Consider the following 14,280-nt stretch of genomic DNA (forward strand, 5'->3'; position numbering starts at 1 on the left):
AACTCCTCGGTCCCTCAAACTGGTTTGTACTTTAAACCAGATTGCCGCGCCAACTCAATCCCGTGTTCGTCAGGGGACTCAGCGCCTGGTCAGGACCTCGGACTCCCACAGATCGCGGTAGTAGCCGGGCACCGAGACGAGCTCGTCATGCCGTCCGCGTTGGACGACCCGGCCCTCTTCGAGCACCACGACCTCGTCCACGCTCTCCAGCCCCTTGAGCCGGTGCGTCACGAGGAGCGTGGTGCGGTCGCGGGTGACGTCGAGCAGGTCGCCCATCAGCCGGTCGGCCGTCTCCTCGTCGAGCGCCTCGGCGGGCTCGTCGAGCAGCAGCACCGGGGGGTCGTACAGCAGGGCCCTGGCCAGGGCCAGGCGCTGCAGCTGGCCGCCGGACACGGTCCTGCCGTCCTCGCCCAGCTCGGCGTCCCACCCGGTCCGCTCGACCCAGCCGTCGAGCCTGGCGTCGCGTACGGCCCGCTCCAGCTCCTCCTCGCCGGCCTCCGGGCCCGCGAGGCGCAGGTTGTCCTTCAGGCTGGCGCGGAAGATGTAGGGGTCCTGGGTGAGGCCGGTCATGAGCGTCCGCACGTCGTCGCCGGCGAGGTCGCGGACGTCCACGCCGTTGACGCGGACGCTGCCCGACTCCGGCTCGACCAGGCGCATCAGGGCGGCCAGCAGCGTGCTCTTGCCCGCCCCGCTGGGGCCCACGATCGCCACCCGCCTGCCGGGCGTGAGCGTCAGCGACACGCCGTCCAGGGCGGCCCGCGCGGACCCGTGGCGGACCACCAGGTCGTCGATCTCGACGGTCAGCGGGGCCTCGGGCCGGGGCGCGGGGCGGGCGGGCTCCGCGACGGCCGGGGTGGCGGCGCGGACCTCGCGCAGGCGGCGCAGCGCCGCCGTGATCCCGGCCAGGCGCTCGCCCGCCGCCGCCAGCGGCAGCACCGGCTCGAACGCCACCAGGGCGGTCAGCGCGAGCACGGCCGTCGCGACCGAGCCCGCGCCCTGCGCGAGCAGGACGACGGCCGCCACCGTCAGGCCCTGCACGAGCGTGCCTCCGGCCAGGGCGGCGGCGTGGACGCGGGCCTGGCGGCGTTCGAGCGCGGCCAGGGACTCGTCGGCGGCCAGCGCCTTGGCCAGCGCCTCCTCGTCGGCGCCGTAGGCGGCCAGGTCGGCGGAGCCGTGCACCAGGTCGGCCACCCGGCCCGCCAGCGCCGCCCTGGCCGGGGCGATCCTGGCCGACCAGCGCCGGGCCGCGGCGGCCGTGCCGGCGGGCAGCGCCACCCCGGCCAGCACGAGCCCGGCCACCAGTACGAGCGCCGTCACCGGCAGGACGGCCAGCCCGATGACGACGGCCGCCAGCCCCGCCAGCGCCGCCGCCGCGGCGGGGAGCAGACAGCGCACGAGCAGGTCCTGTACGGCCTCGGTGTCGTCGACCATGCGGCTGAGCAGGTCGGCGCCGCCGTGCCGGGGCTGCTGGGGCGGGATGAGGGCCCGGTAGAGCTGCTCGCGGGTGCCCGCCTGGGCGCGGAGCGCGACGTCGTGGCCGGTGAGGCGTTCGGCGTAGCGGAAGACGCCCTTGCTCGTGGCGAACGCCCTGGTCGCCACGATGGCCACGCTCAGGGCGGCCAGGCCCGGCTGCTGCGCGGCCCTGGTGATCAGCCAGGCGGCGGCGGCGATGAGCCCGAGCCCCGCCAGGTCCGCCGCCGCGCCCGCCAGCACGGCCCAGAGGAGCCGTGTCCCCATGCGCCGGTTCACCGCCCGCTCCCTTCGCCCCGCCGCGCCGCGGGTTCAGCTTTTCGGTGCATACGGGTGGTGTCGGAGACGACGCGGCCCTCGTGCACCCGGATGACGCGGTCGGCCAGGTCGATCATGGCCGGGCGGTGCGCGACGATGACGGCCGTACGGCCCTGGGCCAGGTCCGAGGTGGCCGCCACCACGGCGGCCTCGCTGCGCCCGTCCAGGCGGGCCGTGGGCTCGTCGAGCAACAGCACCGAGGCCGCGGGCCGGCAGAAGGCCCGCGCCAGCGCGATCCGCTGCCGCTGACCGGCGGACAGGTTGGCGCCGCGCTCGCCCACCACCGTGTCGAACCCCTGCGGCAGCGCGTCCACGAAGTCGGCGTGCGCGGCGGCCGCGGCCCTGCGGACCTCCTCCGGGGAGGCCGCGGGAGCCCCGAGCCGGATGTTGCCGGCCACGGAGGTGGCGAACAGGTGGGGCCGCTGCGCCACGAACGCCAGCCGCGCCCGCCAGCTCCCCAGGTCGAGCTCGCGAAGGTCGGTGCCGTCGATGAGCACCCGGCCCTCCGACGGCCGGACGAACCCGAGGACGAGATGGAGCAGGGTGCTCTTGCCGCCGCCGCTCTCGCCGACCAGCGCCACGCGTTCCCCCGGGCCGATCGTGAGCGAGACGTCCTCCAGGGCCGCGACGTCACGGCCGGGGTAGCGCACGGTCACGTTCTCCAGGCGGATCTCCGGCGCCCCCTGCCCGGCCGGATGAACCCGCCCATATGCGGGCTCGGGCTCGCCCGCGCCGTCCAGCACGGCGAAGGCCGCGTCGGCCGCCGCCACCCCCTCCATCGAGGCGTGGAAGCGCGTCCCCATCGCCCGCAGCGGCAGGTACGCCTCCGGCGCCAGCAGCAGCACCAGCAGCGCCGTCGTCAGATCCAGCGACCCCCCGAGCAGCCGCAGCCCGATCGGCACCGCCACCAGCGCCAGCGACAGCGACGCGCACAGCTCCAGCACCAGCGACGACAGGAACGCCACCCGCAACGTCCGCATCGTCGCGTTCCGGTGCGCGTCCGCGACCTGCTGGATGACGCCCGCCTGGTAGCGGGCCCGGCCGAAGGCCCGCAGGGTGGGCAGCCCGCGCACCACGTCGAGGAAGTGGCCGCCGAGCCGCGACAGGGCCAGGAACTGGCGCTCGGTGACGGCCTTGGTGGTCATGCCGACCAGGGCGCCGAAGACGGGGATCAGGGGCAGCGTGATCAGGACGATGAGCGCGCTCGCCAGGTCGGCGGCGAACAGCCGTACCAGCACCGCGAGCGGCACCACCCCGGCCACCGCGATCGACGGCAGGTAGCCGGTCAGGTACGCGTCGAGCCCGTCCAGGCCGCGCCCCGTGAGCGTGACCAGCTCGCCCGAACGGTGCTGCGTCAGCCGCCCGGGGCCGAGGTCGCGCAGCCGGGCCAGCAGCCGGTGGCGCAGCGCCGACTTCACGCCGGTGGCGGTGCGCCCGGCGAAGACGCCCTGCGTCCAGGCCAGCAGCGCCCGCACGCCCACCACCGCCGCCAGCCCCGCCAGGGCGACGGCGGTGAACCTGCCGGACAGCACCCCGGCCAGCAACTCGGCCTGCACCAGCACGAGCAGCCCCGCCAGCACCGCCGCGACCATGGTCACGGCCAGGTGGCGGCGGACCGACCGCTCGGCCCGCATGAGCCGTAGGAGATCCTTGTGCACGAGCCCTCAGAAGCCCTCAGAAGAACGACGGAAGCTGGACGGCGTCCTTCCCTGGGCGGAAAGTGCGCCACACCCATACTTGCGCGCCCAGGACGATGGGTGCGAACGGCAGCACCATGACACTGAGCACATTCAACGTGGCCGCCGGCGCGCTGTTGGCCAGCAGGTACGGCATCGCGCCCACGAGCACGCCCACCGCCGGCACCGCCGCCACGACCCCCGACACGACCAGGGCCCGCCCCGACCTGGACGCCCCGAAGACCCCGGGCGCCCGCCACGCCAGGAACGTCCACCCGTGGAAGGCGAACAGCAGCGTCACGACCGCCCCCAGCATCACCCCCACCGGGTGCACCACCGGGCCCGCGAACCCCGTGGCCGCCGCGTGGATCGTCATGCCCCACCCGAACGACAGCCCCAGAGACCCGAACGCGATCATCGCGTCCCAGAACCCCCGCCACCTGAACCCGTCCAGCCTGCGCCGGAACCACAGCCCCGCGTCCCGCAGGATCCAGCTCAGCAGCATGGCCACCACCAGCGGGTACAGCTTGAACAGCACCTCGCCCTCGAGCAGCGGATAGACGCCGAACAGCGTCCCGGCGACCGCCACCAGCCACACCTCGTTGGCCAGCACGTACGGCGCCATCGCGGCCACCATGCGGTCGCGGCCCTCGCGGGTCCTGCCCAGCAGCGGCAGCAGCAGCCCCACCCCCAGGTCGAACCCCTCAAGGGCGAAATATCCGGCCAGCAGCACGGCGAAGAGAACGAACCAGATCACTTCCATGTCGGCACCTCACTCAGTAACTCAGCGCGGGGGAGCGGGTCTCACCGGCGGGGACGGCGCCCAGGGCCACGTCGCGCGGCCCGCGCCGGACGATCCTGGCGATGAGCACGTAGTCGACGACCGCCAGCAGCCCCAGCACGCCCGCGAACCCGACGAGCGAGGCCGTGACCATGCCCGAGGTCAGCCCGGGGGACATGGCGTCGGCCACGGTGAGCTTCTCCCAGATCATCCACGGCTGCCGGCCGACCTCCCGCGCCAGCCAGCCCATGATCGCCAGCACGAACGGCAGCGGCGTCATCAGCATGAGCAGCGGATGCGTCCACCGCCAGCGCGGCAGCACGGCGACCATCGGCAGCATCACGAACAGCACGACCAGCGCGAGCAGCTGCCCGAACTCGATCATCAACCCGAGCGGGAGCGCCGCGCCCACGTTGTCGCTGAACTTCCCGTCCTGGAGCCCGGCGAACTGCGCGTACCCGAAGCCGATCGTCACGAAGATCCCGAGCGCCGCCGCGACCACGCCGGTCCGCAGCGACCTGGTGAAGAACTCCACGTGCTCGGTACGGCGGCGCAGCTGGTACGCGCTCGCCCCCACCAGCACCATGGCCCCCGTGAACAGCCCGGCCCCGATGACGTGCGGGAAGGAGAAGATCAGGCTCTTGTTCGTGAGCAGGGCGCCGAAGTCGACCAGCTCCAGGCGGTCGCCGCGGGCGACGGAGCCGACCGGGTTCTGCAGGAACGAGTTGGCGAGCATGATGTAGAAGGCGCTCGCGTACGCGGTCAGCGTCACGAGCCAGATGCAGGCCAGATGCGCCCATTTCGGCAGCCGCCCCCAGCCGAAGATCCACAGGCCCAGGAACGTGGACTCCAGGAAGAAGGCCACCAGGGTCTCCATGGCCAGCGGCGCGCCGAACACGTCACCGGCGTAGTGGGACAGGCCGCTCCAGGAGAGGCCGAACTGGAACTCCATCACCAGCCCGGTCACGATGCCCAGTGCGTAGTTGACGACGTAGATCTGGCCCCAGAAGCGGGTCATGGCCTCGTGGAGCGGCTTGCCCGAGATCGCCCAGCGCGTGTTCATGATCGCCACCAGTGGCGCCAGGCCCAGGGTGAGCACGACGAACAGGAAGTGGAGGCTTCCCGTCACGGCGAACTGCGTCCGGGCCAGTTCAAGTACATCCATCGCGAACTCCGTTGTTGTGTCTGTCTACATATAGACAGCCTACATGTAGACTGACTACATGAGCGCACTTCGATGGATGGCGCGGGGAATGCCGGGTCGCCCGTGCGGTGTCTAGGATCGGAATCATGAATCCGGACGCGCTGCGCGGGCACATGGACGCGCTCCTGCTCTCCGTACTGGAGCGGGAGCCGCTGCACGGCTACGCCATCATCGAGGCGCTGCTGGAGCGCAGCGGCGGCGCGCTGAACGTGCCGACGGGCACCGTCTACCCGGCCCTGCGCAGGCTGGAGCGGATCGGCTACCTGTCCAGCGAGTGGGCCACGGTGGGCGGGCGCAAGCGCCGTACCTACCGGCTGACGGATTCGGGCAGGAAGCAGCTCGAAGGGGAGCGCTCGGCGTGGCAGGAGTTCGCCAGCGTGATCGGTGGCGTGCTCCGCGCGGACGCCGTGGAAGCCGGGGAGGTCAGCGGCGCGCGAAGGGCGGCCGGCTGATGCGCAGGCAGCGCGTCGCGCCGTAGATCTGCAGGCCCCAGCAGGCGGACGTCACCGCGTTGGCCAGCATGGAGGGCAGGACGTCCAGATGGCTCGCCCCGTTCGAGCCCAGGGTGAGCAGCATGCCCAGCGCCACGGTGACGGGCAGCATGCCCCAGACGAGCACGCCGAGCGACCTGGTCACCAGCCGCGGCCGGCGGATCCACCGGGCGCCCCGGCTCAGCGCGAACAGCGCGAGCCCGCCGTAGAGCCCGACGCAGAGCTGCAGGATGTCGAGCAGGCGCGAGACGGGCCGGTACCAGGCGGGCGCGAGCCGCCAGGCCTGGTCGTCGCCGGGATAGATGCGCCAGATCACCGACCACATCAGCGCGGTGATCGGCACGCTGATGAACAGCAGGAAGCCCAGCCGGCGCCCCGCCACGGCGGTCAGCTCGGACTGGTAGCCGGGGGCGACCTCCGCGACCTCCCCGAACTCCGCCACCGCGACCCGCTCCGCCTCCGCCCGTGCGAGCCCTTCGGCCTCCAGCGCGTCGGCGGTGTCGGTCAGGCTGTCGCGCGCCTCGACGACCAGATCGCGCTTCGCCCCCTGCGGGCCGGCCAGGGCGCTGTCGAGCTCCGCCACGTAGTCGTCGATGCGCATGGACCCCAGTCTACGGAGGACGATCTCGGTCTCCCATCGGGGAATTCCCCGATATTTCCGGGGTCGGGTTGATGTGTAGGAAAACTCCTACGTATAGTGTCCGACATGCCGATATCTCAGATCCTCACCATCACCGTGCCCGTCGCCGACCAGGAGCGGGCGCTGGCCTTCTACACCGGCGTCCTCGACTTCGAGGTGCGCACCGACAACCCGTTCCCGATGGGCCGCTGGCTCACCGTCGCCCCCAAGGGGTCCGGGGCCGCCCTGCTGCTGGCCTCCTGGTTCCCCGGTATGGCCCCGATCGGCGGCCTGGTGGTGGCCGCGCCCGATCTCGACGTCCTGGCCGCGCGGCTGCGCGAGCACGACGTGCCGTTCGAGGGGCCGAGCGACGAGCCATGGGGGCGTCAGCTGCTGTTCCAGGACCCGTTCGGCAACGGGTTCGTGGTCAGCCAGGCATGACGGCCGACCACGTGTTCACCGCGCTGGCCAGCCCGGCCAGGCGGGAGCTGCTGCGCCTGCTGCTCGACGAGGGCGCCCAGCCCGCCGGCCGGCTGGCCGAGCGGTTCGACATGAGCAGGCCCAGCGTGTCGGAGCACCTCAAGGTGCTCAGGGACGCCGGGCTGGTGGCCGAGAGCCGCAAGGGGCGGGAGCGGCACTACCGGCTGGAGGCGGCGCCGCTCATGGAGATCCGCGACTGGCTCACCCCGTACGAACGGTTCTGGCGGGAGAAGCTGGCCGACCTCACGACCCTGCTGGACGAGATGGAGGACGACGACCATGCCCCGTGACACGGCGGCCGAGGACCTGCGCGCGATCAGGATCGACCAGTTCATCGCGCATCCCCCGAGGAAGGTGTGGCGGGCGCTCACCGAGCCCGAGCTGGTCGCCCGCTGGCTCATGCCCAACGACTTCAAGCCGGAGGTGGGGCACCGCTTCACGTTCACCACGGAGCCCAAGCCGCAGGTGGGCTTCGACGGGATCGTCTACTGCGAGGTGCTGGAGCTGGAGCCGGAGAAGCTGCTCAGGATCAGCTGGAGCGACCACAAGCGGGCCGACTGGACGGTCACCTGGCGGCTGGAGCCCGAGGGCAAGGGCACCCGGCTGTTCCTCGACCACGAGGGCTTCGACCCGGGCGACGAACTGCAGCAGCTCTCCCGCCGCATCATGGGCGGCGGCTGGCGCTCGCGCCACTTCCGCGCGATCGCCGCCGTTGTGGAGGAGCTGGACGCCTAAGGGTTCAGGGCCGGGCTCGGCGGCTCCGCCCGGCGTTCGGCGTGCTAGGTGGACGTCCACATCACGGTGGCCGTGGTGATCGCCAGCAGCAGCGCGAACCAACCCGCCGCCCGCCCCATGCGCATGCCGTACCCGCACACGAGCCAGGAGACCGACAGCCACCAGCGGTGACCGGCCTGGCGCCGCATCTCCATGGCCGCGAACGCGAAGTCGGCCGAGGTGGCGCGGTCGCTGGGCTGCAGCCCGGCGTAGAGGTCGGCCAGCCGGTCGGGTGTGGCGCCGGGGTCGACCGCCGCCTCCCAGCCGCGCATGGTGTGCTCGTCGGCCAGCGCGCGCCGGCGGGAGAACCAGCGCAGCATCGGCCAGCGCAGGCTCACCCGCAGGCCGCGCGGCGTCAGCGCGAACGTGCAGTCCTTGACCCGCACCGCCGACGGACGGGCCAGCCCGGCGAACCTGCACGCCGACAGGTCCAGCCCGTACAGCGCCAGGTCGCTCGCGTTCACCTGCCGCAGCGAGGTCAGCATTGACCTGCCCCGGCCGGTCACGGTGGCGGGGCCGCGCAGCACCGCGCCCTCCAGGTCGGCCTGGGAGTCGGTCAGTCGCAGTGTCGTCGTGCCCGCCACTTCGACGCCGCGCAGGTCGACGCCGCACCGGGACACCGCCACGTCCAGGAGCCCGTCGGCGCGGGCCCTGGCCGCCGACAGCCTGCCGGTGGCCGAGAGGTACGCGTCGGCGGCGAAGTGCGCGGCCTCGAACCCGGCGTGCCCGCTGACCTTGCGGAAGGACAGGGTACGGCCGAAGCGCGCCCCTCTGAAGGCGGCCCCGTCGCCCAGCCTGGCCCCGTCGAAGGTGGCGTACCCGTCGAACCTGGCCCGCTCGCACGACAGCCCGTGGCCGAAGACGGCCTGGCTGAACAGCGCGTCGCGGGACATCACGGCCCGGTCGAGGGAGACGTGCCCGCGCACGGTGACGCCGTGGAAGGACAGCTCGCGGGTGAACCTGGCGCCGGCCAGCGACACGTTGCCCTCGAAGCGGGCGCCGAAGAACGAGGCCAGCCGCTCGAACCTGGCGCCGTCGAGCGACACGTCGCCCGTGAACGTCACGCCGGACAGCCGTACGTCGCCGGTGAACCTGACCCGGTCGAGCCGGGCCCTGCCGGGCCTGCCGCCGGTGGCTTCGAGCACCCGGGACAGCAGTTCGGCGCTGACGGTGGTGCCGCGCAGGTCGAGCAGGCGGCCGGGGGAGATCTCGTCGAGGGCCTGGGGGAGTTCGTCGGGTGCGAGGTGTGCGAGGCAGAAGCCGGTCGTCCGGCTGGCGATTCCGGTGCAGGCAGCGGAATGCGCGCAGGTGACCCAGTCCATGAAGAGGTCATACCCGCCGGCGACGGTGTCAAGGTTCGATGTTTTAATGTTCTATCCACTTTTATGCGGAAATATGCGCTCTAAATAGGCTCTAATGTGCCGGGCATGGGCGCTTTATCCAGAGCCTCCCTTGCTGCCCTGATTGTGGTGGCTCTCTCCGCCTCGCCCGCGGTGTTGAGCCGGCCAACGCCTACGGCGAGGAGGACCCGATCGACCCGCTCGAGGCGGGCGGCCTGACCAGCGTCACCAAGCGGTTCGTGCCCGCGGCGCTGCGCTACGGCCACCTCTTCGACGGCCTGGCCGGCGAGCTCGACCACGCCATGGTCGGGCGGCAACTGCTCAAGCGGGTGACGAGCGCGACGATCTGGCACATCAACTCCGACGAGCCGCGCATCCGCGACCACAACACGGAGTACAACCCGCCCGGCCTCTACCAGCCGGACGCGTTCCGCTCCTCCGACCACGACCCACTGGTCATCGGCCTGACCCTGCCGGGGTGATGAATGTCACAACGCCCGCCCACCCAGGTCTCGCGCGGGGCACCCGCAAATAGGATGGATCTTCCGAACCCCCCTGGGAGAGGGTGAGCGTGCATTGGCGCACGTTGATCGACCCCGGACGCGCGCGCTGCGCGCCGGGACCTACGACGGCGGCGATCAATCGGGCACGCGCGAGGTGGTGCGGCTGATCAAGGAGCCGGCCCCGCGGGAGGTCGTCTTCGACGGCCCCCGATCCCGATGCATGACGTCAGGCGCGCGGTCCTGCCCACCCCCGGCCTTCTCCGGCCGTCCGCTCCGGCATGGACACTGGAATGCCGGTGGGAGGGTAGGGGTTCATAACCATGGACAGTTATCAGCGAGGGACGAGGAGCCACTTGTGGCGACCATCGAAGTAACAGAGCAGAACTTCAACGACATCGCCGACAAGGGGATCGTGCTGCTCGACTTCTGGGCGGAGTGGTGCCCGCCGTGCAAGAAGTTCGGTCCGATCTTCGAGCAGGCCTCGGGCCTGCACGAGGACATCACGTTCGGCAAGATCGACACCGACGCCGAGCAGGGCCTCGCCCAGGGCTTCGACATCACCTCGATCCCGACGCTCATGGCCATCCGCGACGGCATCGTGGTCTTCGCCCAGGCCGGCGCCATCCCGGCGCCCGCACTGGAGGACCTGATCAGGCAGGTGCGGGCGCTCGACATGGACGCCATCAGGGCCGAGCTCGCCGAGGAGATGAAGCAGAACTGACCCTTCCCAGGGGTCTCAGGGTTTGCGGGCGACTCCGACGTACCCGAACGTGATCCCGTTGCCGGGCGCGTCCGGGTCGTCGGGCCTCCAGCCGTTCGGGTACGTCAGCCCGGGCTCCTCCAGCTCGTACCCCTCGAAGAAGCGCAGGATCTCCTCACCCGTCCGCAGGCTCAGCGCGGCCGTGGCCCGCCGATAGATCTCGATGGCCTGCGGGGTGGTGTCCGGCGTGGTGTCGATGGCATGACTGATCACCAGGCGGCTCCCGGGCGCGCTCGCCGCCCGCAGCTTGGCCACCATGTCATACGCGACGTAGTCCGGGATGAAGTGCAGGATCGCCAGCATCAGGAACGCCACCGGCCGCTCGAAGTCGATCACGTCGCCCAGCTTGTTCAGCAGCGTGTCGGTCTCGCGTACGTCCGCCTGCAGGAAGTGCACGTTCTCGGTCCTGGCCAGCAGCGCCCTGCCGTGCACGCAGACCACGGGGTCGTTGTCCACGTAGACGACCCGCGCCTCAGGAGCGATCTCGTGCGTGTTCCCCTGGGTCGGCAGGCCCGCGCCGAGGTCGACGATCTGCCGCACCCCCGAATCGACCAGGTGCCGCACGGCGCGGCGCAGGAACGCCCTGTTCGCGCGGGCGCCCTCCTTGGTGTTGGGGAACGTCTGCAGGATCTGCTCGGCGGCTGCCCGGTCGGCCGCGAAGTTGTCCTTGCCGTCGAGGAAGTAGTCGTACATCCGCGCGACGTTGGGGACGTTAGGGTCCACCCCCTCCGGGGCACTGTCCACGATTTCTCCTGAAATATCGCCCTTTTTGCGGGCGATCATAGCCGTGAATTACCCGGTTTCCCCGGAATTTGGTTCTACTGGCGGTGCCAGTGAGACGTACATCACGTATCACCATCACCCCCCGCCCCACATCCCTCGCACCCCGTGACACAGCCCCCCGGCGCGCCCCCTTGGGACCCACCCGCCACCGCACCCCCGGCCGCGCCGCCATCGGGCGGGCGCCGTCGCGGGGGACCACCCGACCGCCGCCGCGCTGCCGCCGTGCGCCGGGCCTTCAAGCGCCGCGGCCGCTCGCGCGGGGACGGTACGTCGAAGTGGGGCGGGCGGCAAAAGGCGGGCGTCGAAGTGGGGCGGGCGGCAGAAGAAAGGGGACGCGGGCCTGGAAGGCGGGCGCGTCCCCTTGAATGCGCGGTGAGGTCAGCCGCGGTAGAGCTCGGCGACGCGGAAGGCGAGGTCGAGGGACTGGCCGCGGTTGAGCCGCGGGTCGCAGGCCGTCTCGTAGCGGGTCGCGAGGTCGTCCTCGGCGATCTCGTGCCCGCCGCCCACGCACTCCGTCACGTCGTCACCGGTGAACTCGATGTGGATCCCGCCGGGATGCGTGCCCAGCGACCGGTGCACCTCGAAGAAGCCCGCCACCTCGTCCAGCACGTCGTCGAGCCGGCGGGTCTTGTGCCCGCTGGGCGCCTCGAAGGTGTTGCCGTGCATCGGGTCGCAGATCCACGCGACCCGCGCCCCCGTGGCCGTGACCTCCTTGACCAGGGCCGGCAGGTGCTCGCGGATCTTGGAGGCGCCCATGCGGGTGATGAACGTGAGCCGCCCCGCCTCGTTGCCCGGGTTGAGCTTCTCGATGAGGCCCAGGGCCTCGTCGGGCGACGTGGTGGGCCCGAGCTTGACGCCGATCGGGTTGCGGATGCGGGCGAAGAAGTCGACGTGCGCCCCGTCGAGCTGGCGGGTGCGCTCGCCGATCCAGACCATGTGCGCCGACACGTCGTACGGCAGCCCCGTACGCGAGTCGATGCGCGTGAGCGCGCGGTCGTAGTCGAGGATGAGCGCCTCGTGCGAGGAGTAGAACTCCACGGTGTGGAACTCCTCGGGATCGGCCCCGCAGGCCCGCATGAACGCGAGCGCCTGGTCGATCTCCCTGGCCAGCTGCTCGTAGCGGCGCCCGGCGGGCGACTCGGCCACGAAGTCCTGGTTCCACGCGTGCACCTGGCGCAGGTCGGCGTAGCCGCCCTTGGTGAACGCGCGGGCGAGGTTGAGGGTCACGGCCGAGGAGTGGTACGCCTTGAGCAGCCGCCACGGATCGGGCCGGCGGGACTCGGCGGTGAAGTCGAACCCGTTGACCATGTCGCCCCGGTAGGCGGGCAGCTCGATCCCGTCACGGGTCTCGCTGCCCTTGGAACGCGGCTTGGCGAACTGGCCCGCGACCCGGCCGATCTTCACGACCGGCACCTTGCCCGCGTACGTCAGCACGATCGCCATCTGCAGCAGCGTCTTGAGCTTGTTGCGCACATTGTCGGCGGTCGCGCCGGAGAAGGTCTCCGCACAGTCGCCGCCCTGCAGGACGAAGGCCTCGCCCCGGGCGACTGCGGCCAGCTGCTCCTTGAGCTGGTCGCACTCGCCGGCGAAGACCAGTGGGGGCAGGCCGCCGAGCTCGGCGACGACCTTGTCGAGCTCGCCGCGGTCGGGCCAGTCAGGTTGCTGCGCCGCGGGGAGGGCTCGCCAGGAATCGAGATCCACGAGATTGCTGCTCACGAGATACGAGGGTAATCCACTGGCCACGGGCCCACGGACCTCGTTGTCCACGTTGTGAGAATGCAGTTATACCCCTGAGGACTCAGAGGCGGTCAAACTTCCTTTACGGACACGTGCTCGGGCCGCACCCCCAGCCCGATGAAACGCCGGGCCACCCGCCTGAGCAGGGGGATCCGCGTGAGGTCGCGGGGCATCCTGGACGGGTCGAGCCTGTTGCTGAGGGCCCGCTTGATGACCAGATTCTGGACCACCCGCTGGGCCGCCTGCGTGACGCGCGTGGGCGGCATCCGCCGCTTCTGCACCAGGCGCAGGGTGGACTCGGGGATCGGCGCGCCGGACCTGAGCGAGCCGGCCAGCAGGTTGGCGGTGGCGACCGCGTCCTGGACGGCCAGGTTGATCCCCACCCCGAACACCGGCGACATGGCGTGCGCGGCGTCCCCGATGCACAGGAATCCGGGCCGGTGCCAGCGGTGCAGCCGGTTGAGCGCGACGGTGAGCACGCTGACGTCGTCGTAGCTCCCGATCTGCCCGATCCGGTCGGCCAGCCACGGCAGCAGCTCCGCGACCGGCTCGCGGAGCGCGTCGATCCCGGCGCGCACCAGCTCGTCGAACCCGCCCTTGGGGATCGCGTACGCGAGTTGCCAATAACTTTGCCGGTTGATGGACACCATCATGCGTCCGCCGGAGATCCGCAGGAACGAGTCGTCACGGTCGGACGGGTGCCGGGGCAGCCGGAACCACACCACGTCCATCGGCGCGCCGAGCTCCTCCGGCACGAGCCCGGCGCGCTCGCGCAGGGTCGAGTGCCGCCCGTCGGCGGCGACGGTGAGGTCGGCCCTGATCTCGTGCTCGCCCGACTCGTCCCGATAGCGCAGGCCGCGCACGGTCTGGCCGTCGCGGATCAGGTCGTACGCCTCCGCGTTCATCAGCAGCCGGAAACTCGGATACCGGGCGGCGGCCGACGTGATGAGGTTGAGGAAATCCCATTGCGGTACGAACGCGATGTAGTCGTACTTGCCGGGCAGCCCGCGCAGGCTCGCCAGCCTGGCCTCCCCGCGGTCGGTCACCATGCTGATCCCGTACGCCTTGCGATGGGGGATCTTCAGGAACTCCTCGGCCAGCCTCAGCTCGTCGAGGACCTGCAGCGTGGACGGATGGATCGTGTCGCCCCGGAAGTCACGCAGGAAGTCGCCGTGCTTCTCCAGCAGCGTGACCTCGACGCCTGCCCTGGCCAGGAGCAGCGCCAGCATTGCGCCGGCCGGCCCGCCCCCCGCTATTACACAGCTCATAATTCATCACCCGATGAGATTGTCTCACGCCATGGGAAAAGAGCAAGCCCCCGCAGCCATCCGACATGCCCGAGTC

15 protein-coding genes are annotated in these 14,280 nt (G+C 71.4%); 6 read left to right on the forward strand and 9 right to left on the reverse strand.

The window, feature by feature from the left end; translation table 11 throughout:
• Window positions 1-78 precede the first annotated feature (78 nt).
• The 4 genes from cydC to AB0L65_RS19630 are packed head-to-tail and all read right to left on the reverse strand — an operon-like array spanning window position 79 to window position 5,410.
• On the reverse strand, window positions 79-1,749 hold the full coding sequence (cydC, locus tag AB0L65_RS19615) for a thiol reductant ABC exporter subunit CydC (protein ID WP_364247146.1): 1,671 nt from the start codon (window positions 1,747-1,749) through the stop codon (window positions 79-81).
• The gene (cydD, locus tag AB0L65_RS19620; protein WP_364247149.1) at window positions 1,746-3,446 is read right to left on the reverse strand and encodes a thiol reductant ABC exporter subunit CydD; all 1,701 of its coding nucleotides are present in this window, start codon (window positions 3,444-3,446) and stop codon (window positions 1,746-1,748) included. The genes cydC and cydD overlap by 4 nt, the downstream gene beginning before the upstream one ends.
• Before the next feature lie 16 nt (window positions 3,447-3,462).
• Window positions 3,463-4,227: a cytochrome d ubiquinol oxidase subunit II gene (locus AB0L65_RS19625; RefSeq protein ID WP_364247152.1), complete on the reverse strand. Its 765-nt coding sequence runs from the start codon at window positions 4,225-4,227 to the stop codon at window positions 3,463-3,465.
• 13 nt (window positions 4,228-4,240) lie between these two features.
• Complete coding sequence (locus tag AB0L65_RS19630) at window positions 4,241-5,410, reverse strand: cytochrome ubiquinol oxidase subunit I (protein WP_364247155.1); 1,170 nt, start codon at window positions 5,408-5,410, stop codon at window positions 4,241-4,243.
• Between the two features lie 125 nt (window positions 5,411-5,535).
• Between AB0L65_RS19630 and AB0L65_RS19635 the strand changes: the two genes are divergently transcribed.
• A complete protein-coding gene (locus tag AB0L65_RS19635) occupies window positions 5,536-5,901 on the forward strand; it encodes a helix-turn-helix transcriptional regulator (protein ID WP_350726786.1) in 366 nt (121 codons plus the stop codon).
• Here AB0L65_RS19635 and AB0L65_RS19640 read toward each other — a convergent pair.
• The gene (locus AB0L65_RS19640) at window positions 5,873-6,541 is read right to left on the reverse strand and encodes a permease prefix domain 1-containing protein (RefSeq protein ID WP_364247157.1); all 669 of its coding nucleotides are present in this window, start codon (window positions 6,539-6,541) and stop codon (window positions 5,873-5,875) included. The two genes, AB0L65_RS19635 and AB0L65_RS19640, sit on opposite strands and share 29 nt — an antisense overlap.
• Before the next feature lie 105 nt (window positions 6,542-6,646).
• On the opposite strand from AB0L65_RS19640, the gene AB0L65_RS19645 reads away from it, so the two are divergent.
• The 3 genes from AB0L65_RS19645 to AB0L65_RS19655 are packed head-to-tail and all read left to right on the forward strand — an operon-like array spanning window position 6,647 to window position 7,774.
• Complete coding sequence (locus AB0L65_RS19645) at window positions 6,647-7,000, forward strand: VOC family protein (RefSeq protein ID WP_364247160.1); 354 nt, start codon at window positions 6,647-6,649, stop codon at window positions 6,998-7,000.
• Window positions 6,997-7,329: a metalloregulator ArsR/SmtB family transcription factor gene (locus tag AB0L65_RS19650; RefSeq protein WP_350726792.1), complete on the forward strand. Its 333-nt coding sequence runs from the start codon at window positions 6,997-6,999 to the stop codon at window positions 7,327-7,329. Before AB0L65_RS19645 ends, AB0L65_RS19650 begins: the two co-directional genes overlap by 4 nt.
• Window positions 7,319-7,774, forward strand: a complete 456-nt coding sequence (locus tag AB0L65_RS19655) for an SRPBCC domain-containing protein (RefSeq protein ID WP_364247163.1) — start codon at window positions 7,319-7,321, stop codon at window positions 7,772-7,774. The genes AB0L65_RS19650 and AB0L65_RS19655 overlap by 11 nt, the downstream gene beginning before the upstream one ends.
• A gap of 44 nt (window positions 7,775-7,818) precedes the next feature.
• Here the strand turns inward: AB0L65_RS19655 and AB0L65_RS19660 are convergent, their stop codons facing one another.
• Window positions 7,819-9,135 (reverse strand): pentapeptide repeat-containing protein, encoded by a 1,317-nt coding sequence (locus AB0L65_RS19660; protein ID WP_364247166.1) that lies wholly within the window; start codon window positions 9,133-9,135, stop codon window positions 7,819-7,821.
• Between the two features lie 257 nt (window positions 9,136-9,392).
• On the opposite strand from AB0L65_RS19660, the gene AB0L65_RS19665 reads away from it, so the two are divergent.
• Together AB0L65_RS19665 and AB0L65_RS19670 are read left to right on the forward strand one after the other, a co-directional pair.
• Entirely contained in the window at window positions 9,393-9,635 is a 243-nt protein-coding gene (locus AB0L65_RS19665; RefSeq protein WP_364247169.1) for a hypothetical protein, read from the forward strand.
• 376 nt (window positions 9,636-10,011) lie between these two features.
• A complete protein-coding gene (locus AB0L65_RS19670) occupies window positions 10,012-10,377 on the forward strand; it encodes a thioredoxin family protein (protein WP_192792540.1) in 366 nt (121 codons plus the stop codon).
• 15 nt (window positions 10,378-10,392) lie between these two features.
• Here AB0L65_RS19670 and AB0L65_RS19675 read toward each other — a convergent pair whose 3' ends face one another.
• The 3 genes from AB0L65_RS19675 to AB0L65_RS19685 form a co-directional block, all read right to left on the reverse strand.
• A complete protein-coding gene (locus AB0L65_RS19675; protein ID WP_364247171.1) occupies window positions 10,393-11,160 on the reverse strand; it encodes an SAM-dependent methyltransferase in 768 nt (255 codons plus the stop codon).
• Between the two features lie 417 nt (window positions 11,161-11,577).
• On the reverse strand, window positions 11,578-12,915 hold the full coding sequence (locus tag AB0L65_RS19680) for a class II 3-deoxy-7-phosphoheptulonate synthase (protein WP_364247174.1): 1,338 nt from the start codon (window positions 12,913-12,915) through the stop codon (window positions 11,578-11,580).
• A 92-nt stretch (window positions 12,916-13,007) separates the two neighbouring features.
• Window positions 13,008-14,204, reverse strand: coding sequence for an FAD-dependent oxidoreductase (locus AB0L65_RS19685; RefSeq protein ID WP_364247177.1), 1,197 nt, complete (start codon window positions 14,202-14,204; stop codon window positions 13,008-13,010).
• Window positions 14,205-14,280 lie beyond the last annotated feature (76 nt).

Source organism: Nonomuraea sp. NPDC052116 (genome assembly GCF_040680035.1).
GTDB classification, from domain to species: domain Bacteria; phylum Actinomycetota; class Actinomycetes; order Streptosporangiales; family Streptosporangiaceae; genus Nonomuraea; species Nonomuraea angiospora_A.